The sequence below is a fragment of the Microcoleus sp. S13_C3 genome (assembly GCF_036700905.1).
In the GTDB taxonomy this organism is placed as follows: Bacteria; Cyanobacteriota; Cyanobacteriia; order Cyanobacteriales; family Microcoleaceae; genus Microcoleus.
On sequence record NZ_JAUBPT010000052.1, the window covers coordinates 12,120 to 34,228 of the forward strand.

Here is a 22,109-nt window from a genome sequence, read left to right on the forward strand (position 1 = left end):
ACCTCGGTAGATTATTTATAGCTTAGGCAATCTTGCCACAGACATCAGATATTTCTTTACCGCAGGTTGAAGCGCGAACAGAGTTTCACTTTCGGCTTGGACTGTTTCAATTAGCGATCGTCTTAAAAGCGATTCCAGCGCCTTCAGCAATTCTGAATCCCGATCTTGCTGAATATCGGAGTACAAATTTTCACAACCAACAGGCTTGACTTCTTTCGCCATGCAGTGTAATAGCTGGATTTCTAATCCTGATAAGCGATTAAACTGCCGAGATAACGTATCGCTATAATCTCCCAGAAACAGCCCATTTCTTAAAAAGTTAGCAATGCTGTCCCCAAACATATCATGAATAGTTGTCGTTACTATTTTTAACGCTAAAGGATTGCCGCTGTATGCCTCTATCAATTGTGAGTATTCACCTTCTTCAGACAAACCCTTGTTTTTAAGGATTTCTACAGCCGCTTCTCCCAAGCTACCCAATTTCAATGACCGTACAGATTGATTTTGCCCTTCTAAGGCCGCAATTTCTTTAGGTTTTTCGCAGCTAGTCAACAGCAAGCAACTTTGATGCTGCGATGTTCCTACTTGTTTCAGAAGTTCCCCATATGCTTCATACCCTTTTCGATAGTTTCCTGTTAACTGCCCAGTGGAGAAAACAGCTTCCCACCCATCTAAAATTATCAAGCATCTATGCTTTTGTAAACAGTGAATCAGGCGCTGGATAGCCTCAGCGATGATGGTCGGTTCTATTGCATTTGTGGAAGCAATTAGACTGTCCCGGAAAATTTCAAGCGGCGCTTGAAAAAAGGTTTTTTTAGAGTGAGTAACTAACCACAATTTCTCTAAATCGATTAGCGGTTGATCGGATAAACATTCGATTAACTTTACCAGAGTATATGCCAATAGAGGTGCATGACTGATGTTGATCCAAATCCCGCACTCAAACTGGTATTTAATCATATTTATTAGCTTAGATGCTAAAGCAGTTTTGCCAATACCACCCATACCCAATACAGCAACTAAGCGGCAGTCTTCTTGTAAAATCCATTGTTCTAAGTTAGCAAGTTCTGTTGTGCGCCCGTAGAAAATAGACGTATCCACCGCCAGCCCCCATTCAGTTCGATTTTCGATGGGAGTTTGGGGAGTTTGAGTATAATTTCTCAATGTAGGAAGCAATGTTTCTCCACTACCCTTTTGTTGATAACCACGTATTTCTAGCATACTTGGGATTTCTTTCCAGTCTTTCGGTTGTTGCAGCGTCAAAACTTGAATGTAGCGATACAGCCCTCTCGATAAGTCTACTCTAATACCGGCACATTCGCGGTGGAGTGCGGCGGCAATTTCCACCGGACTATAATTGCAAAGCAATCCTCGCAGGTAAGTTTTTTCTAAAGGAGTGAGTCGCTGCTTTCTACTGCAAGTGTAATCTTGCTTGGCCGCTGTCAAGTCTGCATATAACTGTTCGAGATTCCAGCAAGCCGCAGCCTCTATAAACTTTTGTGCTGGTATTTGTAAAGGTTTATTTGGGTATGTCATGTATACTCACAAGCAGAAGCACACTCATAATTATTGATGATTTTACCAGCTTAAGGCCCTAACTTTTTGCGTATTTTTTCGGATTTGTGAGGAAATTTTAGCTACAACATTTTAAATATTACAGGACTTACCAGAAAGAATTGGTTTAAAGCCGGAACCCCGATCGGGAGAAATTAAAAGAAGACTATTCATTACTCCAATCCTCTTCCAGGTAGAGGTCGCTGTCCCAGGTCAACGGTCAACTGTCAACTGAATGAAGCGCTCCGACTCCTGGAAGCCGCGTTTTTTACCCAATCAATGGGCCCGCTTGAAGTATTTTCTTAAAAAACCCGGTTTCCGAGTCCCCATGCGTAAGTCCTATATTAAAAAGATAATTTTTAACCTAGTGTACTCACAAAAATACCTAATAAAAATACTAATAGCTCTTAGGTAACTTATTGGTCTTGAGTATTTTATAAATGTAGAGAGCAGTATTTTATAACACCTGCTATCAGAAAAGTTAAGAGGACAGCTTAAATGACATCAGTTCAAGTGACAAATCAGTTAACTACAACTGACAAGGATATCCCGACTCCTAATCCTAACGATGGTCCTGCAAGAACTCGCGCTAAAGATTACCTCTTAGCAGTAGAGTTAGTTAATCAGCCTATATCAATCGATCTCTTTAAAGATCTGAGCACTAGCTTCGACCCTTACGTGCAAGTCTTTCAGGTAACCAAAGGCAGCACGGGTGCGAATGTCGCTGATGGGGCTCTTCTTGTTGCTCGGGATGATGATAGCGGCGGCAACGGAAACCCAAAAATAGATGGTTTTTTAACCGAATACTCCAATGGTGCTTCTAAGCCGCTTACAAGTGTGCCTGGTGTGGACTATGTAGTCCGCGTGACTAGCTATAATACGTTAACACAACTTCCTCAGCCTTTCACATTACAGGTTTCAACTCCCAGTGGCACTGTCGCCTTGAAAGACCCTATAACAGGTGCGAATGTAAATGAAGCAGGGAGTAGTGGCATTCCCGTCGCGCGTTTCTTTGACAAGACGGCAGGAGGGCATTTTTATACTACAGACCAAATAGAGAAAAGTGACCGACTAACAGGCCCCAACTCTGCTCGTTATCAGAGTGAAGGCGATGAATTTAAGGCTCCAGGCGACGGTAACGCAAAGGTTGAACGCTTCTTGAATACGGCATCAGGAACCTATTTCTTTACGAATAAACCTGGTGAGATAACGTTTGTTCGCACCTTACCCCAGTTCCGCGATCAGGGGGAGGTTTTCAATTCATATAGCACGGCTGTTCCGGGTGCAATACCCGTCTATCGTTTTACCAACCTGGCGAGGGAACGGGAAAATCCGCTAAATATTACACACTTTTTCACAGCAAGCGCAGAGCAGCGGCGGGCGGTACAGATGAGGTCAGATTTCCGGGATGAGGGGGTTGCTTTTTATGCTCTTCCCGCCTAAGCAGGCAGTTGGATTCATCTAGGTTTAAAATGAGTAGTAGGGTGCGTGCGACGCACCCTACTTTTTTATCTATTAAACTTTTGGGTAAGAAGCGATATTTTGGTCATCCTATGAACAATCTCCGTACAAAACCTTCCTTCTTCAAGGCTTTAACTGTAATTATCTTGTGTTTGTATCTAATCTTAGCTGTCAGCCCGCCCGCTTTGGCTTCGATTCACAAATATCCTGAAACTGCCGAGACAGTAATGTTCCGATCCGTACAAAGCCTGCGCGATACAGACGATAAAGCGTGGCAAGTTGTTTTGTACAAGCGAGTCAAGTCGGGAGTAGTAAAGTCTTTAAATCTGAGATTAGTAGGATTTCCAGGAACAGAATTGCAGCATCCTGTTTCGCTGAAAGTTGCGGCGGGAAAGCTGGAAATTGGCAATGCTAATGATATTTGGAGCCAGTCGGATTTGCCAATTAATGTCGGAGAGTACGATTTCAAATCAATAATTACACAATTGGAAAGTAATCGACCTTTGCTGTTGAATTTGCCTGTGAAAAATCCGAAGGAGACACAATTGCTGGTTCCTCCTTTTGCTGTCAGAGAATGGCGGCTGTTGTTAGAAAGAAACTAAATATATAGCGGTTCTCAAGCATGGTGAGGTATGCCCTATGCCCTATGCCCTATGCACGTCGGGTATCTCATGTTACTGAGAAAGGCTATACAAATTTAATCGCACTCTACATTTAAAATCGATACAATTTCCAATGTCACAAATCGTTATGTTTAAATTATGCCTTAAGGTAGATTTAACGTATTTGAAGAATAATGTGGTCGGGCAAAAACTAAATAGATCAATTTAATCGTACTCTACATTTAAAATAGCTAAAGTTTCAGGGATGTATTAAAAATAACTTTATTTACATAGACCTTAAGGTAGATTTAACCTATTTTAAGGGTAATTATGAAACAAACTAAAAGCTGAGTTAGTCGGGTGACAAAACTTCAGTGTTTTAACGTAGGTGTATTCAGGGTGAAGCTACTATGACTTTAATCAGTAAAATTGTCCGCAAAGCTTTGGCAACAGGTTACTTAACGGTTGAGGCCGAAGAACAGTTGCGACAGCAGTTGCAGATGACCAAGTATGGTTTAGAAGATTTTGACGCTTTTATTAATTTGCAGAAAGAGGTGATGGAAGGTAGGGTGAAACAACAAGCTTTGGAATTGTTACGATCGAGCAAATGTTCTGCGACTGCTTGAATCCAGTTCGATCGACCTTTTGGATCAATGGGATAAAAAATTTACAGCATCTTCTATTTTTATCCCTAACAGGACTTACCCATTAAGACCGAAGAAACCGGGTTTTTTACCTAATCTCTGGCTGAAAACGAAGAATTTTCGTAAAAACACCCGGTTTCTGACCACCCGTGCCTAAGTTTTACCTAATTAGAATTTTCCGGCGCGATCGAACTTGACAAAAATACCAAAATCGCGAATAATAGTAGATTGTCTGTCTAAATCCGGCTCGGATCAGGTTAAGACATTCCAAAAGCTGAAAGAAAACTGTCATCCGTCAAAAGTCGCCAGTCAAAAGTTCACAACAACGGACAACGGACAACGGACAACGGACAACGGACAACGGACAACTCAGCTACCTGTACGGCAATCTCAACAACCATCCCATGACTTACGCAATCATTGAAACCGGCGGCAAACAATTTCGGGTAGAACCAGGCCGCTTCTACGACATCGAACTGCTTCACGTTGAAGCTGAATCCAAAGTCACCATAGACAAAGTATTTCTGATCCAGCACGAAGGCGAGGTTCATATCGGCCAGCCTCTACTAGAAAATGCCACTGTAGAAGGAACGGTTCTCCGGCATTTCCGGGGCCGCAAAGTCCTCGTCTACAAGATGAAGCCGAAAAAGAAAACTCGGAAGAAAAAAGGGCACCGTCAAGAAACAACTCGCTTTATGATTGACTCGATTAGCGTCAACGGTACAGTCTTGGCCGCCAGAGACTTAACTCAAGCAGTTGTTGAAACTCCCCAAACCGCCGAAACTGATTCAGAATAAAACATAGTAAATACAGTTGAGGATATTATGGCCCACAAGAAAGGTACAGGCAGTACACGTAACGGACGCGATTCTAATTCTCAGCGTCTGGGTGTCAAAAAATACGGCGGTCAAGTTGTCAAAGCTGGCAACATTTTGATCCGTCAACGCGGCACTAAAGTTCACCCTGGTAATAATGTTGGTATCGGCAGAGATGATACTCTGTTTGCCATGATTGACGGTGTGGTGACTTTTGAAAGAAAAGGCAAAACTCGCAAGAAAGTCAGCATTTATCCTGTTGTCGCAGCACCTGTGGCTGAACCCGTGGCTGAAGCTGTCGCAGTTTAATTGCGATATTTTGGGGCGTTCTTTCAGTCTCTTTTGTTTGTCTCAAAGTCTCGATCCCCCCTAGCCCCCCTTAATAAGGGGGGGACAAGATTTTTCTTAAAGTCCCTCTTAATTAAGGGGGATTTAGGGAGACAAGATTCTTCTCAAAGTCCCTCTTATTAAGGGGGATTTAGGGGGATCTAGACTTGACTGCAAGCGACATTCCTATGTTCGGCAAATTGGTGACAATTTAAGGTTTAATTTGTCACCAATTTGTCGCTAGCCTCCTCCGACAATTGTGACAACTTCTAAGATGTCGCCCTCTTGCATCTGTGTAGTTTCCCAAAATTGTTTGTGCAGAATTTCCCCGTTGTACTCCACAGCCACCAAGCGCGGGTTTAATCCCAATTGTTCTAGTAATTCTGGTAACGGTGTGTCGATCGCACAATTGCGGGTTTCTCCGTTAACTTGCAGCGCAATTTTATTTATCATAAGTTATTAGTTATTAGTTATTAGTTATTAGTTATTTGTTATTTGTTAGGTTCCCGACTTTTTCAATAACAGTCCTGGATGCACTTTTACCAGAGAAACCGGGTTTTTACCGAATTTGCGGGCTGTAACGTGTCTTCTCGCAAAAAAACCCGGTTTCTGACTACCGATGTGTAAGTCCTAGCTTACTGAAACCTAGCTTTTTCCGTGCAAAGCTTTTTGAGCTTTTAGATTCTGCATCCGAATCAACTGCGAGATGAAAAACTGCGTGACTAAAGTAGGCTGTTCTGCTTCCATAATCGCGCGTACTATGGCAACCCTTTGAGCTCCGGCATTCAATATTTCATCGAGGTTGTTGATATCAATTCCGCCGATCGCAAACCACGGAATCGGCGACTTATTAGCAGCATACCGCACATAGTCCAAACCTGCCGCCTGTTTATCAGGTTTAGTAGGAGTGGAGTAAACAGGCCCAACTCCAATATAGTCGGCTCCCGCGTCAACCGCTCGCTGCATTTCCTCGCCATTAGTAGTCGAACAACCGATGATCCGTCCCGGGCCGAGCAACTTGCGCGCTTCCGCCACAGGCAAATCACCCTGTCCTAAGTGTACGCCGTCGGCATCCGCTGCGATCGCAAAATCCACGCGATCGTTCACAATCAGCAAAGCATCATAGCGGTGACAAAGTTCGCAAAGCTTACGCGCGTTGGCCAGCTTTGCGCCGTCGTCTGAGTTTTTGTCGCGGTACTGCACCAAAGTCAGTCCGCCTTGCAAAGCAGCTTCCACAACTCCCATCAAGTTGTCTCTCGGCGAAGTTACAAGGTATAACTGCGATCGAAGTAACTGCTGGTAGCGCCGGTAAGCCAGCAAATCGCTTTCGAGAGTATAAACCCGATAGCGCATCTGCTTAAAAGCCGCGCCCATATTCCGATCGTAAATTTTGCCATACTCTTCGAGTACCCGCAAAGCTTCTTCCACCCGACAGAAATTCGCCTCCAGTAGCTGCTGAATGCTCGAACGCTGCTCTTCCTGCGGGTGAGTCAACTCCGTACCCGGATCGGCCGGCGTATCCCTAGAACTGCGAAGTTCTGCGACGTGCCAAGCCGCCAATTCTTGACGCAGTTCCTTGCACTCGCCAGCTAAATCGGCGCTGTTGAGACCAAACCTGCACCATTCTTCAATAATTCTCAACCCTTCGCGCGATCGATCTAAATTTGCATCTAAAATCCGGCAGAGGGCTGGCTGTGCCGGTAAAGTTCTGTTTTGTTTGTCGGTCATTCACAACCACCCTAATTATAATTAATCCTACCAGTCAAACCGCTACATTGTCCCACGCTGTCAAGATTGTGGCAAAGCAGGCGGCTTAATTTTGGCATAAACCAATGTAAATTCGACAATAATTTTTTAAGTTTTATGGAATTTGATGAAAACAAAGGATAATAGATCAAACTTGATGAGAGTGGAATCGTTAAACTGCATACCACACTTCGGAGGAGAGCCGTGAGGTTAGCAGAACAACACAAAAGATTAACAGAAGAAAACCCCAGCAGGCGGGTGAAATCCAAGTTCGATCGCGAAAACCCGACACCGAATTCGGGAAGCGGAACTCGGAGCGCAAATCAGTGGGGTTTATTTATGCTCCTAAATTCTCAATATAGCGAGTGCCAAGAAAAGCGATCGCAAAAATCTTGTTTGAGTTCTTGCCTTCTACTCGTCTTTGCGATGACCGCCCTTTGCAACCATCAACCGTCAGTTATCGCTGCCGGGATACCGGGAGTGCAGCTACTTTCTCAGACCCCGCAGAGCGACATCAACATACTGTACGTCAGCTCGATCGGCGGCAGCGACACAGGAGGCAACGGCAGCGATCGAGCTCCGTTTAAAACCCTTACCTACGCCTTAAGCGTCGCCCCGCCCAAAACAGCGATTTTGCTAGCGCCCGGTACTTACAGCGAGCAAACCGGCGAAAAATTTCCATTAATGCTCAGGCCCAGCGTGACAGTTCAGGGAAATCCCAACACTCGCGGTCAGAATATTGTCATCAAAGGCGGAGGATACTTTATCAGTCCGACTTCGGCGGGTCAAAATATTGCGATTTTAGGCGCAGATGGGGCGGGACTCAGCGGGGTGACAGTGACGAATACCAACTATCGCGGTTACGCTTTGTGGATCGAATCGAGTTCTCCGACGGTTGTCAACAATACTTTTTCTGGCAGCACTCACGACGGCATTTCGGTAGTGGGTACTTCCAGGCCGACGATTGGCGGGAATGTTTTCTCGAAAAATGGAGCTAACGGCATTACTATTTTTGGCAGTTCCCAGCCGGAAGTTCGAGATAATGTGTTTGACAACACGGGATTTGGGGTGAATGTAGCGCAGAACGCTTCGCCTCTGCTGATTGGTAACAAAATTACTCGCAATAAAGATGGCGTGGTGGTGCAAGCTGATGCTAGGCCGGTGCTGCGTAACAATTATATCGAGAGTAACCGGCGGGACGGAATTGTGGCGATATCGAGAGCTCTGCCGGATTTGGGAACTGCTGCCGAACCGGGGGGCAATGTCATTCGCAACAACGGTCAGTATGATGTCAACAATGCGGCAAAAGGTCAAGTAATCCCAGCTTACGGCAATCAATTGTCGAGCAGCCGGACGACGGGATCGGTTGATGTGGCGGGAACTTTTACCCCTGGGCCAATGGGGGGAAGTGCTTTGCAGCGTATAGCCGATCGACCTCCCAACATCGGTGGCCCAGACACTTCTCTCCCTGTTTACACTCCCGGCCGGCTAAGCCCCAGAGTTGAAAGAGCGCGACTTCCCCCGCCTGCGCCCGTTTCCAGGCGACCAGTGCAAAATCTATCGACACCGCCAAGCGCTGAGTTGCAGCAAGAGCTTTCTGCGAGGAATGTCGGTGCTTCATCGGTAGTCCCAGGGACGATCGCAATTCCTGTGCCCGATCCGAATTATCGATCGGTTTCGGAAAGTTCGGTACAGCAACCAATTATTCCTCCCAATTTTGATAGTTCGAGTGCGGTTGCTTCCGAGGGTAGATTGCCGGTTCCGGGCCGCAACATTCCGATCGGAAGGGGCGGCTATGTACCTGCACCTTTAGGGGGGAATTCTTTGCCCGATGCTGCGGATAATTCGCCGTCATTCGATCTACCATCGGCTTTGGGTTTGCGCTATCGAGTTGTGGTGGATACCAACAGTTGGGGCGATCGACAAAAAATGCAATCCCTCGTTCCCGGTGCTTTTCGCAGTTTTGCCAGCGGACGACCAGTGATGCAAGCCGGTGCTTTTCGGGAACGCGAAAAAGCTGAGGAATTGCTACAAATGCTCAGCGCTAACGGTTTGAATGCTCGAATTGAAGAAATTAAATGAAATGGTCAGTAGTCAGTAGTCAGTAGTCATTAGTCAGTAGTCAGTAGTCATTAGTCAGTAGTCATTAGTCAGTAGTCAGTAGTCAGTAGTCAGTAGTCAGTAGTCATTAGACCTCTTTCAAAAATAACTAGGACGGGCAAGATGCCCGTTCCAAAATTTTATTAAAAGGACTTTTGCCAGAGGTCTATCAACTGTCAACTGTCAACAGTCAACAGTCAACAGTCAACAGTCAACAGTCAACTATCAACAGTCAACAGTCAACAGTCAACAGTCAACAGTCAACAGTCAACAGTCAACAGTCAACAGTCAAAAATTTTAGGGCCTAGCATATCGGATGCCAGACCCTAAAAAGTTTGTAAATTAAGTTGATTCAAGTGGGATTTTAGCTCTGCTGAGTTTCAGCAAACTACAACTAAGGTGGACTTTTTTGCAACTACTCTGCATACGAGCTAGCTATCAGCGGAGTCTATTCAGACTTCTGTGTTTGACTGTTGTGCGATCGCAACTTTTGATTAATCCAATAGCCTAAAGCTATCTAACCAATACGAATCGCAATATCAACCTTTCTGTGCTAATAAGCTACACGGTTCAGGCGTTGCCTGCGAACTAGAGCCGATCGGGACAAATACTCTAATTTCAAATTTTTTATCCAAGTTTTTGGTGCTTCTTGGTTTTGCCCCTCATGTTTTTAAGTTAACACCAACTGCGCGCCTAAAAACACTTTGTTTACCAAACTTGACACTTTTTGATGTGACGAAATACTTTCAAAAGCGATTATTAACAATTTGTAAAATTACAATGTCGCACAATGTGCAGTTGGTCAATAAAATCTAGGACTTAGGTAGAAACCGGGTTGTTTTACCAAAGTACGGCGTTACATCGACTATGCTAGGCCCTAAAATATTGAAATTTTGAAGTAGCAAGCAGTCTTTGGCTGTTAACACCGAACAGTCAACAGTCAACAGTCAACAGTCAACAGTCAACAATCAACAGTCATTAGTCAACAGTCAACAGTCAACAGTCAACAGTCAACAGTCAACGCAGCAGAGCTTCCCAAGTTGCGCGGCCGACAATGCCGTCTGCTGGCAGTTGATATTGTCGCTGAGCCGCCTTGACAGCAGCTTGAGTTTCCGGGCCAAACACGCCGTCAGCACTCACGCGCAAAAATCCCTTGGCCCGCAGCCGTTCTTGCAAATCTCTGACTGCCGCCCCCCGCATTCGTCTTCTTAAAACGGGAAAATTGGTGGGCTGCGCTTCGGGGTTAATCTCTGAGTTGTCGGCAGTTGGGGGAATGTTGGCTGTGGGGTTTTCGACCATCGCGCTCGGAGTCGCAGGAAACAGCCGGTTCCAAGTATCTTGACCGACTATGGCGTCGGGAGGCAGGCCTGCTGCTTCCTGGAACTGAGACACAGCTATAGCGGTGCTTTGTGAGAAAATCCCGTCTACAGTGCCAGTATAAAAGCCCAACAATTGAAGAGCAGCTTGGAGTTCGATCACTTCCTCGCCGCGGCTGCCCAATTTGAGAGTGGGGCGGACGATCGCACCTGTTTGAGCGATCGGGCTATTGCTGTTACTCTGTTCGGAGGTAGGTAGCTGTGCGACAGCAGGAGTAGGGGCGATCGAGCTCATTGCCAATAAACCGCACAAACTCCAGCCGAAGAGCAAACTGGGAACCTCGCGGGCTTCATTCCAGCTTGCTGTCAAGTTTTGGGACATTGGGAATTAGACCTCTGCAAAACTGGTAGCGATCGTACATCAAATCTGGAAAAAATTGGGAAGTTGGGCATTGGGAATTGGGCATGGGGCATTGGGCATTGGGCATGGGGCATTGGGCATTGGGCATTGGGCATTGGGCATTGGGCATTGGGCATTGGGCATGGGGCATTGGGCATGGGGCATGGGGCATTGGGCATGGGGCCTTGGGCATTGGGCATTGGGCATTTCTGATTCCCCTCCCTTCCCTTTCCTAAAAATAATTTATCCCCTGAAATAGCTGCAATTGGCAAAAAAACTGCTAGATTGCCCTACAGAAAACATTGAACCGCGTTCATTGGGCCCCAGCAACACCATGTCCGAATCCATAACCGCCAGCCAAATAGACATCGGCAACGTCAACATCGGGAACTTCCAAGTCGGCAGCATCAGCGGCACCAAATACAACGACCTCAACGCCAACGGCCGCCCTGATCCTGGAGAATTCCCAATTCCCAACTGGCAAATCTACCTCGACCTCAACAACAACGGCCAGCCTGAGTTTAACGAACCTTCCACCCTCACAAACCCGCAAGGCAACTACATCTTCGCCAACCTGCCGCCGGGAACTTACCAAGTTAGGGAAGTCCAGCAGCCGAACTTTCGCCAAACTACCCCAAATCCCGCACCCATCACGATTACCAGCGGCACAAATCCTGGCAATATCAATTTTGGCAACAACTTTAACGCAGGGACGATCGCAGGGACAAAATTCAACGACATCAACAACAACAGCAGCCGAGATCCTGGGGAACAAGGGCTAGCTAACTGGCAAATTTACCTCGACCTCAACCGCAACAACAGGCTCGACGGCGGCGAACCAGTTACTTTGACAAACTTTCAGGGTAATTACGCTTTTGTCAATATTCCCGCAGGTACATATTTGGTCAGAGAAGTCCAGCAACCGGGTTTTCGCCAAACCACGCCTGACCCCGGCCCGGTTAACGTTACTTCCAACGCGACTGTCAACAACATCAATTTTGGCAATGTCTTTTTTGTCGGCAGCATCAGCGGTCTCAAATACAACGACCTCAATGCCAACAGCGTCCGAGATGCGACAGACCCGCCTCTGGCTAACTGGCCAATTTACATCGACCTCAACGGCAACGGCAGCTTTGATCCCGGCGAACCCAACACCATCACAAACCCCCAAGGCAACTACACTTTTGCCAATGTTTCTCCCGGCCGGTATTTGGTGAGGGAAGTTCAGCAACCGGGATGGGTACAGACTACGCCAAATCCAGGCCCGATCGACATAACTGGCAATACCAACGTTGTCGGCGTCAATTTCGGCAACAATTTTCCTACCGGCAGCATCAGCGGCTTCAAGTTCAACGACCTCAACGGTAACGGTATCAACGAACCGACGGAACCGAGAGTTGCCAACTGGCCGATTTACCTTGATTTCAACAACAACGGCGGCCGAGACCCCAACGAACCTTCGACTTTAACAAACCCCCAAGGTAATTTCTCTTTTATCAATTTGCCTCCAGGGACTTATGTGGTGAGGGAAGTCCCGCAGCCCGGTTTTCGACAAACCACGCCAAATCCGACTCCCATCACCGTGGGCAACGGCACAAATGCCACTAATCTCAGCTTTGGCAATGTATTGGTAACTGGCACCATCAGCGGTGTAAAATTTAACGATTTTAACGCCAACGGCCGCCTAGATCCGGGGGAACCGCCGATCGCCAATACTCCAATTTACATCGACCTCAACAACAACAGCAGTTTAGATCCGGGCGAAGCGAGTACCTTAAGCGACGTTCAGGGCAATTACAGTTTCCGCAACGTTCCCGTAGGTACTTACGTTCTCAGGGAAGTGCAGCAGCCCGGTTTTCTTCAAACGACTCCGCCTGCGGTTGTGACTGTCTCTGCCGATGTTAGGGCCAGCAGCATCGATTTGGTGACGGGAGAGGCTGAGGATACCTCGGCTAAATCCTTGAAAGGCGACCGGCTAACGGATACCAGCAACTATGCGGGATCCGAACCTGCAGGTAATATGGGGGCCGATAGCTTGCTTTTGAGCGACGGTCATGATAGTTATCGAATTAGTGATTTTTTGGTCGATCGAGCTGTTGCCAATTTAGGCGATATTCCTAACATTGGGCCACAGAATGTCAGTCTGGATGCTAATGCACAAATAGATGAATTTGTCAAGAAAAATGAATTTAAAGGGGCGATCGAGAACTCGTTTGTGCCGATGGGCGCGAGAGATTTCGGGGTTATGTAGGGTGACACATTCGCTCGATCGCCCGGAATCCCAAACCGCAGATAAAAATCAGGAAGAGGTGAAAGGGCGATCGCGTGATACCCTATTGTTGGCAACCTCCAACACTCAAGCCTAAGTTCCGGCAAATCCGAAGCTGGCTTGTATATTGGGTGCAATATTCAGAGGCAGTAGCATCTCTGTCAGTGAGAAACTATCAGGTAATTCCCCCAAACCCGATCGGCGTATTTCCAGGCAAAGCAAGTCATATCAAGTCCGGTAGATCGATCGATGCTGGGATATCTGTCATTGGCAATCCCAGAGGAGGCGAGCGTCAAGGACAGCGAACCAGGACGAACAAGAACAATGCAGCCGGACTTGATATCAGGGGGGAGAAGTCAGTCTTAGGCTTTTTAAAGCTCGAAACAGCAAGTATGTACGGACAGAGAAGGTGTGCAAATCCTGAAGATGTTGCCCTCAAATTGCCAGGGTTCTTCAAAACCTGATATACTTGCCAGCGACAAAGCTTGAGGCATTGTTGTGTGAGATGGGAACATTACCTCAAGTACAGACGTATGTAAAATCGAGTAGCGGTTGTCAGCTATTAGTAAAAACTACTCAGCAAGTTACAACCCATACAGTAGTCTGTAATTTACGTGGATTTAGGTGTGAAGGAGAGAAATCATGGCAGATTTAGATTTTATTAACGAAGAGCAATTGCTCACAGCCAGTCAACTACAGCCTGTTGTGGTTGGGAATGCTGGCCCGGCAATTTTAGGCATCAAGTTCAATGACCTGAACCGAGATGGGGTCAGACAGCCCAACGAACCAGGTCTTCGGGATATCCCCATCCTCCTCGAACCAGCAACAAGCAGCAACGGTGTATTTAATGCTGGTACTGGCGAAGTCTTAACCACGACGGACGCTAACGGCGCGTTCTCATTCATAAATCTGGCCCCTGGCAATTACGTACTCACCGAAACGGTACTACCTGCTGGTTTCACCGCTACTACTCCCAACCCCCTGGCTGTCACTCTCGGCAACCGAAATGTCAACGTTTTCTTTGGCAACGCGGGAGTTCCACCAGTTACAGGCAGTCGTATCGTAGGATGCAAATACTTAGACATAGATGCCGACGGCTTCCGAGATGGGAATGAACCGGGGATTAAAAATGTCAGGATATATATTGATTCAAATGGCAACGGTCAACGCGATGCAGGGGAACAGAACACTTTAACAGACAAAAATGGTGGATGGTCGTTCAACGTATTACCTGGAAGCTACAAGATTCGGGAAGAACGGATCAGACGACAGATTAGTTCTGTTACCGGACTAGAAGTTAATGCTACGGACGCAGAACCCTTAGAAACACAAGATTTTCCCCAAAGCACTCCCCCCGGCAACGTTCCGGTACTGGACGTGACGGTAGCCGCAGGTCAAACCTTTGCCTGCGCTCAAGTTGGCGATACTCCCCTCTATCAAATTGACGTTAACAAATTTCGCGACATAGACCGCAACGGCTTGCGAAATGTGGTTAGTGGAGTATTGGAACCCCCCATTGCCCGAGTACCGTTTATTTTAGATGTGAACGGGAACGGTCGCTGGGATGGAGCAGGCTCCGAACCGATAGCCATCACAGATGCGAACGGAGTAGTTACCTTCAAGGATTTGCGAGCTGGCAATTACAGAGTGTTGGAAATTTTTCCAGGTGTACTGCCTCCAGAAGTAGGTGGCGGTGCCCCAGGAAACCTCAATGCTCCAGTATCAACCACTCCAAACCCCGCTCTGGTTTCGGCACCAGGGCCACAGGCGCGATTCCAGGGTACTATCAGCAGAGAGCAACCGCTGCTAGTAGCAGACTCAACCTACACGCTGAAACCAAACGACCCTAAATTCGTAGACACCAACCGCGACGGCGTTCAACAACCAGGTGAAAGATCGATCGCGACCACTGGTGAGCGGCCGATTTTTGCAGCGCCAGTTACAACTTTACCAGCGCGCAACCCCTCGCCATCACTTACCTTTTCTCCGGTTGGAGCTACTCAGGGTATTGGCAATAATGCAGGTGTGGGCAACACTCTACCACTCATCAATGTCTTCAAATACAACGACTTGAATGCCAACGGTCGCTACGAACCAAATCAGGGTGAAGCGCCAATTAGGGGTATCACTGTCTTCCTGGACACCAACAATAACGGGACTCCCGACACTGGCGAACAGCAACTGATCACAAATGACCAGGGAAGAGCTGCCTTTTCCAACTTGGCACCGGGCAACTATGTCGTCCGAGAAGTGGTACCGCCGAATTTCTCGCCTTCTACTGCAGATCGCGTTGATGTTACCCTGAACACTCAGGACGCCAACGTTACCTTTGCCAACACACCTAACAGCAACATCACCGGTTGCAAGTTTGAGGACTTCAACCTGAACGGTTATCGAGATGGAAATGAGCCAGCAATTGCGGGTGTCACCATTGCTATCGATACCAATGGTGACGGTGTGTTGCAAGCAACAGAGCCCACTTCTATTACCGATCAGTTTGGTCGTTTTGCATTCACCAATTTGCGCCCTGGCAATTACAGCGTTCGGGAAGTATTACCTTCGGGCTTCTTCAAAACGACTCAACCGCTGGATATTGTTCTCGGTGCGAATCAAACCTTTACTTGTGCTTTGGTGGGTAACTCTCGCCGCTATGACCTCTTGGTTCCTAAATTCCGAGATGACAACCGCAACGGTATCCGAGACGGAAACGAACCGCCCCTTGCCGATGTGCCCTTCACTTTGGATTTCAACGGCAACGGTCGCTACGATGCTGCAACGGAACCGCTGGTGAGAACTGATGCTGCTGGGATTGCTCGGTTTAATAGCTTGTCTCCAGCCAGCTACTCGGTTTTGGAAGTCTTCAATACTCCGGGCGTTACCAACAATTTCCCGATCCCAACTGGGCCCAACCCGGTTAGCTTTGACGTGCCTGGCCCTAACACAGTGCCTACGACATCTGTGACGACCCCAGACCCATCGGGAATAGTAAGACTAAGTAGCATCCAGGGGGAGGATCTGCTGATTGGTAAATCTTCGGAGGAGGAGCCAACTCCTACCGATCCTCTGAATAACCCCGGCATTTCACTTGATGCTACGGTTAATGCCAGCGTCGATCACTTGCTCGGAGGTAGTGCAGGTATTAGCTTTGCTAATGAGGAGCTGACCAGTTTAAGCCGATTGGCGAGTGCAATACCTGTATTGGTGCCTGAAGATCCGACCAAATTACTGTTAGGTACTACGACTACTACTGAGCCTCAGTTGTTTAATGTTAAGTCGGGTTTTTAGTTTGAGACTTAGCAATTAGCAGCTAGCTTGTTTAAACAGCACGTCAAATGATGTTTTGGCGTGCTTTTTGCTGTTTTGACAAAAATAACAAGCGGTTTCGATCGCCCGAACTGTCTTTAGTGGTAGGGAACGATCGGCAAAAAGAGCGATTCCCTAGTTCCAGAAAACCTTTATTTATAGAGGTAGAACTTAGAGGAATATGTTATGCCAACTCAACAACAAACCAATCCGGCTCAACATCAAGAACAGCAACCCGGTATTGAATCGCAAATGACTCCGCAACCCCAATCCTTCGCGGAGGGATATCGCGGTAGCGACAAATTGCGCGACAAAGTAGCCTTAATTACCGGCGGAGACAGTGGAATCGGGCGTGCAGTGGCGATCGCCTTTGCCAAGGAAGGCGCTAACGTGGTCATCAGCTATCTTAACGAAGATGATGATGCCAAAAAAACCAAAGAGGCGATCGAACAACAAGGCCGGCGCTGTATTGCGATCGCCGGCGACATCGGCGATGAAAGCCTCTGTCAAAACCTTGTAGAACAAACAGTTAAAGAATTCGGCCACCTCGACATCCTCGTCAACAACGCCGCCGAACAGCATCCCCAAGAAAGCATCGAAAACATCACCGCCGAACAATTAGAGCGCACCTTCCGCACCAACATTTTCTCAATGTTTTACCTCACAAAAGCCGCTCTCAAACACCTCAAAGAGGGAAGTGCAATTATCAACACTACCTCTGTCACCGCTTACAAAGGCAATCAACAATTGCTAGATTACTCCTCCACAAAAGGAGCAATTGTTGCCTTTACTCGCTCTTTGTCTCAAAGTTTAGCTGAGAAAGGAATTCGCGTCAATGGAGTCGCCCCCGGCCCGATTTGGACGCCTCTAATTCCTGCAACTTTCCCTGAAGAAAAAGTGGAAAAATTTGGTGCAGACACGGCCTTGGGACGCGCCGGTCAACCCGATGAAGTTGCCCCCAGTTACGTGTTTTTAGCTTCAAAAGATTCGTCTTACATGACGGGTCAAATTTTGCATCCCAACGGAGGATCTGTGATTAACGGCTAAAATCTTCTTGCTTCCAATGCTCGTAGGGGCGGGTTTTACCGAAAATCTTTGATAAAATTCATAATATAAATAAACTCGCCCCCGATTTGTGGAGGGCGGGTTTATTTATATTATGAATTACCCGAAATATCTTTCGTGAAACCCGCCCCTACAAATAATATATTTATTTATTTATTTATTAAAATTGTCTTTCAAAAAAACAGTAATCCCGCCACATTGGTAGCGGGATTGATAGGTTGCAGTTTAACTATTCTCTAGTTTTGCTAGAGCTACAATTAGCTTGCTGCTGAATTAGCTCAGGTTAGCCATTTCTTGCTGGATAGTGCTTTTGGCTGCTTTGAATTGAGTAGCCATTTGTTCCATTTGTGCTTCGCTCAAGTTGCGGCGAATTTGAGGGAACATATCGTTCTCTTCTTCTTTTACGTGATCTTTAACCGCTGCTTGGAGCTGTTTGATTTGGGCTTTGAAATCAGAAGAACTGGGGTTCATTGACTTAATCTTGGCGAGCATTTGCTTCATTTCTGCTTGCTCGTCGTACAGTTCTTGAGTGTTGCTGTAGTAGCTGCGAATTGCTGGGTAAACAACTTGTTCTTCTGCTTCCGCGTGAACGCTGAGGTCTTTGTAAAGTTGACCGAAGAATTCTTGCAGTTTTTGAGGATCGTCGGTGCTGGCGATTTCCATAAAGAGGGTATCGGCTTTGCGGTGATCCATTGAGATGATTTCAGTGATGTTCATCTCATCTTTGCTGCGGGTAACTGCACCGCCGATGATGCCAGTCATAGCTGCCATTGCATCTTGCACGCGAGCCCAAACGCCTTGGTCGGGGTCTTTGCCGGTCAGTTCGCGCACGCCTAAAATTTCGAGAACTCCTTTGAGTTGTTCTTGGTGAGCGCGGTTCTCAAAGTTAACTGTGTTGAGCGGGGTAATGGCAGCTTCGATGTCTGCGCCGACTACTTGAGCAGCTTTGTGAATTAACAAACCGGCCATTGTTTGTTTGTGTTTGAGCAGTTCGTGCTGGGTGACTTTTTCAAACAATGTGAGCTCAGAACCTTGCATGAGTTTCTGAACTTCTTCAATCATTTTGGTACTGGTTTCTTTGGGCTCGGTTTGAATTCCGTATTGAACGATTACGGTTTCTAATACGCCCAAGTTTTTGCGATCGTCCTCGAGCATATCCCGGAAGCGCTGGGCTAGTTCGGAGTCGTTGCAGGAATTGATGAACAATTGCTCGTTGGCGATCAACAGGTTTTGCAGCGCTTTCATGTCTGCTAATTTCATCGCGATCGCTTGGCGCTTGGTATCTTCTAAGGTAGCTACCATCTGTCGTTTCTCCTCTTAAGGTCTTTAGTGTTCTTACATCTCTTAATTTATTGATATATTCTGATAACATCCTCTTTCTCCCGACTGATTCATTAATATCCCGTGCAACCTATTGACTTTTGAGCAAAAAAATGGTAATAAATTAAGGCTCAAGGTTGTTTGAAAAAAAGCAAAAATTACTTCCTGACCACTGCCCACTGCCCACTGCCCACTGCCCACTGACAACAGTCAACAGTCAACAGACTTTTGTATCAATTAATCCCGATCGCAGAGCTGGAAAGCGCTACCATAGTTGCAGCCGAAGTTAACTAAAGTTTAAGAATAACTAGCTTGTCTCAACTGCTCACTGCTTTAGAGTTCCCAGCCAATGTCTGGAAGCTGAATAATGGGTTAACGGTCATTCACCAGCGGATTTCGGCCACACCGGTGGTCGCGCTAGACGTGTGGGTAAGGGCTGGCGCTACGCTGGAGCCGGATTCTTGGTCGGGAATGGCTCATTTTCTAGAACACATGATATTTAAAGGGACGGATTCGATCGCCCCTGGAGAATTTGACCAGGTAATCGAAAATCGCGGCGGTGTCGCCAACGCAGCTACAAGTCACGACTACGCGCATTTTTTCGTCAACGCTGCGGCTGATTATTTAGCAGAAACAGCGCAGCCACTGGCAGAATTGCTGCTGCGGGCTTCGATTCCGGATCGGGAATTCGATCGGGAGCGAGATGTGGTGCTAGAAGAAATCCGTCAAGCTCAAGACAATCCCGATTGGCTGGGTTTCCAAGCAATGATGGAAACAGTTTACCAGCGACATCCCTACAGGCGATCGGTACTCGGCACGGAAGAACTGCTGATGTCGCGAACTCCCCACGAAATGCGCTGTTTCCACCGATCGCACTATCAGCCGGAAAATATGACAGTGGTGGTAGTCGGCGGAATTGATGAACAACAGGCCAGAGATATTACGGGAAAAGCTTTTGAGGAGTTTTCCGATCGGTGGGATTGTCCAAAATTAACCGCAGAGGCGGAACCGCCACTGATAGAAATTCGCCGTCAGGAACTCTGTCTCCCCCGATTGGAACAAGCGCGGCTGATGATGGCCTGGACGGGTCCGGGAGTTGAACATTTGCAAAGTGCTTGCGGCTTGGATTTGCTGTCAGTGTTGCTGGCAGACGGGCGGACTTCGCGTTTAGTCAGGGAACTGCGGGAAGAATTACAATTGGTAGAGGCGATCGACAGCACTTTCTCGTTGCAACGGGAATCGAGTTTATTTACTATCAGTGCAGTCTTGGACGCTTCTGATGTCGAAGAGGTGGAATCTCGGATTTGCGATCGACTTTGGGAATTGCAGTCTGAGCCTGTTTCCGAGGTAGAATTGCTGCGCTGTAAGCGTTTGCTGTGCAACGATTTTGCTTTCTCGCTCGAAACGCCGGGACAGCTAGCCGGTCTTTATGGATATTACAATACGATCGCCACTGCCGAATTAGCGCTCAGCTATCCCACCAGGATTAAAGCATTTGGGCCATTAGACCTCCAGCGCCTAGCTCAACAATATCTCTCTCCCCGACGCTATACAGCCGTGGTACTCAAACCAATCTAATAATAGTTGACTGTTCACTGTTCACTGTTGACTGTTCACTGTTAACAGCAACTAGGTTGGGTTGAGACATGAAACCCAAGTCTATTAATTGGAAATTTGAGATTTGTCCCTCAATCTAAAATCTCAAATCGCCAATCTCAAATCGGACGATCGGTAACGCTCACGCTCTACCCATCCTACGAATAATCATGACTAACAGCCAACAGTCAACAGTCAACAGTCAACAGTCAACATTCAACAGTCAACAAAGAATTCAATGAAAAATGAAATCCAGCGCACGGTTTTAGACAACGGTATTGTTGTCTTAGCAGCAGAAAATCCAGCAGCAGATATTATTGCAGCTAGGATATTCCTGCGGGCCGGCAGTCGCTACGTGCAGCCGGAACAAGCAGGATTGTGTCACTTGCTGTCGGCGGTAATGACTAAGGGAACCGATCTGCTGTCTTCGCTGGAAATTGCCGAGCGTGTAGAATCGGTGGGAGCGAGGTTGAGTGCCGACTCTACTACAGACTATTTTTTAGTGAGTTTGAAGACGGTTTCTGCAGATTTTGAGGAGATTTTGGAGTTGGCGGCGCAATTGACGCGAGAGCCGAATTTCCCGGAAGCTGAAGTCGAACTCGAACGCCGCATTGCCATATCAGCAATTCGATCGCAACAAGAACAGCCATTTGCGATCGCCTTCGAGCAATTGCGGCACGCGATGTACAAGGAACACCCCTATGCTTTCTCTCCCTTGGGCACGGAAGCTACTATGTCAAAGCTCACCAGAAACGAGCTCGAACAGTTCCACAAAACCTATTTCCGTCCCGATAATGTAGTTATTTCTGTAGCCGGCAGAATATCCACCGAAGATGCGATCGCCCTGATCGATCGAACTTTTGGGGACTGGAAAGCGCCTTTAACACCCCTGCCCACTTTAACCGTACCCCCCCTATCACCATCCCCTCAATCGGTCGTTACAGCGCAAGATACGCAGCAATCAGTGATTATGCTGGGCTACCTCGCACCCTCTGTCAAAAATCCCGACTACGCAGCGATTAAGTTGCTGAATACTTATTTGGGTAACGGTTTGTCGAGCCGATTGTTTGTGGAATTGCGAGAAAAGCGGGGCTTGGCTTACGACGTTTCCGCGCTCTACGCGACGCGCTTGGACACGGCTCAGTTTGTTGTGTACATGGGTACGGCGCCGGAAAATACGGCGACTGCTTTTGAAGGATTGCGCGCAGAAGTCGATCGACTCACCAGCATCCAACTAAGCGAGGAAGAATTGCAAGCTTGCAAGAATAAAATGCTCGGTCAATATGCTTTAGGAAAACAAACTAATTCGCAAATTGCCCAAGTTTTAGGCTGGTACGAAATTTTGGGATTGGGAATTAAATTTGACCAGCAATTTCAAGAAAAAATTGCACAGGTGACAGCTTCACAAGCGCGGGATGCTGCTAAGAAATATTTTGTAGAACCGTATATTTCTTTGGTGGGCCCGGAGGCGGCGATTACAGAGTTGGGTGTAGCGGCTGTTTGTTGAGGAGGAAATGGGCGATCGAACTTTTCACAAGTTCGATCGATCTAACCAGTTGATCCATCTGATAGACTAAAGGAATTGATTGGG

The 22,109-nt window shown here is 47.1% G+C and carries 19 protein-coding genes; 14 read left to right on the forward strand and 5 right to left on the reverse strand.

Annotated elements, in window-relative coordinates; genetic code table 11:
• Positions 1–15: 15 nt before the first annotated feature.
• The gene (locus QUA16_RS15985; RefSeq protein ID WP_333105296.1) at positions 16–1,536 is read right to left on the reverse strand and encodes an NB-ARC domain-containing protein; all 1,521 of its coding nucleotides are present in this window, start codon (positions 1,534–1,536) and stop codon (positions 16–18) included.
• Positions 1,537–2,052: 516 nt separating this feature from the next.
• On the opposite strand from QUA16_RS15985, the gene QUA16_RS15990 reads away from it, so the two are divergent.
• The 5 genes from QUA16_RS15990 to rpmA all read left to right on the forward strand — a co-directional run bounded on the left by QUA16_RS15990 (position 2,053) and on the right by rpmA (position 5,385).
• The gene (locus QUA16_RS15990; RefSeq protein ID WP_333105297.1) at positions 2,053–2,997 is read left to right on the forward strand and encodes a hypothetical protein; all 945 of its coding nucleotides are present in this window, start codon (positions 2,053–2,055) and stop codon (positions 2,995–2,997) included.
• Between the two features lie 110 nt (positions 2,998–3,107).
• A complete protein-coding gene (locus tag QUA16_RS15995) occupies positions 3,108–3,617 on the forward strand; it encodes a DUF3122 domain-containing protein (RefSeq protein ID WP_333105298.1) in 510 nt (169 codons plus the stop codon).
• A gap of 410 nt (positions 3,618–4,027) precedes the next feature.
• Positions 4,028–4,243 (forward strand): hypothetical protein, encoded by a 216-nt coding sequence (locus QUA16_RS16000; RefSeq protein ID WP_333105299.1) that lies wholly within the window; start codon positions 4,028–4,030, stop codon positions 4,241–4,243.
• A gap of 422 nt (positions 4,244–4,665) precedes the next feature.
• On the forward strand, positions 4,666–5,058 hold the full coding sequence (gene rplU, locus QUA16_RS16005; RefSeq protein ID WP_333036112.1) for a 50S ribosomal protein L21: 393 nt from the start codon (positions 4,666–4,668) through the stop codon (positions 5,056–5,058).
• Between the two features lie 27 nt (positions 5,059–5,085).
• Entirely contained in the window at positions 5,086–5,385 is a 300-nt protein-coding gene (gene rpmA, locus QUA16_RS16010) for a 50S ribosomal protein L27 (protein WP_190738131.1), read from the forward strand.
• A 258-nt stretch (positions 5,386–5,643) separates the two neighbouring features.
• On the opposite strand, the gene thiS is transcribed toward rpmA, so the two are convergent.
• Both thiS and QUA16_RS16020 read right to left on the reverse strand, forming a co-directional pair.
• On the reverse strand, positions 5,644–5,856 hold the full coding sequence (thiS, locus tag QUA16_RS16015; protein ID WP_333105300.1) for a sulfur carrier protein ThiS: 213 nt from the start codon (positions 5,854–5,856) through the stop codon (positions 5,644–5,646).
• 192 nt (positions 5,857–6,048) lie between these two features.
• Entirely contained in the window at positions 6,049–7,131 is a 1,083-nt protein-coding gene (locus QUA16_RS16020) for a thiamine phosphate synthase (protein WP_333105301.1), read from the reverse strand.
• Positions 7,132–7,353: 222 nt separating this feature from the next.
• On the opposite strand from QUA16_RS16020, the gene QUA16_RS16025 reads away from it, so the two are divergent.
• Positions 7,354–9,231: a DUF1565 domain-containing protein gene (locus QUA16_RS16025; RefSeq protein WP_333105302.1), complete on the forward strand. Its 1,878-nt coding sequence runs from the start codon at positions 7,354–7,356 to the stop codon at positions 9,229–9,231.
• Between the two features lie 173 nt (positions 9,232–9,404).
• Positions 9,405–9,557 (forward strand): hypothetical protein, encoded by a 153-nt coding sequence (locus QUA16_RS16030; protein WP_333105303.1) that lies wholly within the window; start codon positions 9,405–9,407, stop codon positions 9,555–9,557.
• A gap of 709 nt (positions 9,558–10,266) precedes the next feature.
• On the opposite strand, the gene QUA16_RS16035 is transcribed toward QUA16_RS16030, so the two are convergent.
• On the reverse strand, positions 10,267–10,947 hold the full coding sequence (locus QUA16_RS16035; protein ID WP_333105304.1) for a peptidoglycan-binding protein: 681 nt from the start codon (positions 10,945–10,947) through the stop codon (positions 10,267–10,269).
• Between QUA16_RS16035 and QUA16_RS16040 the strand changes: the two genes are divergently transcribed.
• The 5 genes from QUA16_RS16040 to QUA16_RS16060 all read left to right on the forward strand — a co-directional run bounded on the left by QUA16_RS16040 (position 10,939) and on the right by QUA16_RS16060 (position 17,584).
• Positions 10,939–11,178, forward strand: a complete 240-nt coding sequence (locus QUA16_RS16040; protein WP_333105305.1) for a hypothetical protein — start codon at positions 10,939–10,941, stop codon at positions 11,176–11,178. The two genes, QUA16_RS16035 and QUA16_RS16040, sit on opposite strands and share 9 nt — an antisense overlap.
• Before the next feature lie 121 nt (positions 11,179–11,299).
• Positions 11,300–13,216: an SdrD B-like domain-containing protein gene (locus QUA16_RS16045; RefSeq protein ID WP_333105306.1), complete on the forward strand. Its 1,917-nt coding sequence runs from the start codon at positions 11,300–11,302 to the stop codon at positions 13,214–13,216.
• Positions 13,217–13,365: 149 nt separating this feature from the next.
• Positions 13,366–13,698, forward strand: coding sequence for a hypothetical protein (locus QUA16_RS16050; RefSeq protein ID WP_333105307.1), 333 nt, complete (start codon positions 13,366–13,368; stop codon positions 13,696–13,698).
• 178 nt (positions 13,699–13,876) lie between these two features.
• Entirely contained in the window at positions 13,877–16,519 is a 2,643-nt protein-coding gene (locus QUA16_RS16055) for an SdrD B-like domain-containing protein (protein WP_333105308.1), read from the forward strand.
• Positions 16,520–16,723: 204 nt separating this feature from the next.
• Positions 16,724–17,584 (forward strand): SDR family oxidoreductase, encoded by an 861-nt coding sequence (locus QUA16_RS16060; protein ID WP_333105309.1) that lies wholly within the window; start codon positions 16,724–16,726, stop codon positions 17,582–17,584.
• 291 nt (positions 17,585–17,875) lie between these two features.
• On the opposite strand, the gene QUA16_RS16065 is transcribed toward QUA16_RS16060, so the two are convergent.
• Positions 17,876–18,904 (reverse strand): hemerythrin domain-containing protein, encoded by a 1,029-nt coding sequence (locus QUA16_RS16065; protein WP_333105310.1) that lies wholly within the window; start codon positions 18,902–18,904, stop codon positions 17,876–17,878.
• Between the two features lie 330 nt (positions 18,905–19,234).
• Here QUA16_RS16065 and QUA16_RS16070 point away from each other — a divergent pair, with 330 nt between their 5' ends.
• The gene (locus tag QUA16_RS16070; RefSeq protein ID WP_333105311.1) at positions 19,235–20,500 is read left to right on the forward strand and encodes a pitrilysin family protein; all 1,266 of its coding nucleotides are present in this window, start codon (positions 19,235–19,237) and stop codon (positions 20,498–20,500) included.
• A gap of 256 nt (positions 20,501–20,756) precedes the next feature.
• Positions 20,757–22,025: a pitrilysin family protein gene (locus QUA16_RS16075; RefSeq protein ID WP_333105312.1), complete on the forward strand. Its 1,269-nt coding sequence runs from the start codon at positions 20,757–20,759 to the stop codon at positions 22,023–22,025.
• Positions 22,026–22,109: the final 84 nt, after the last annotated feature.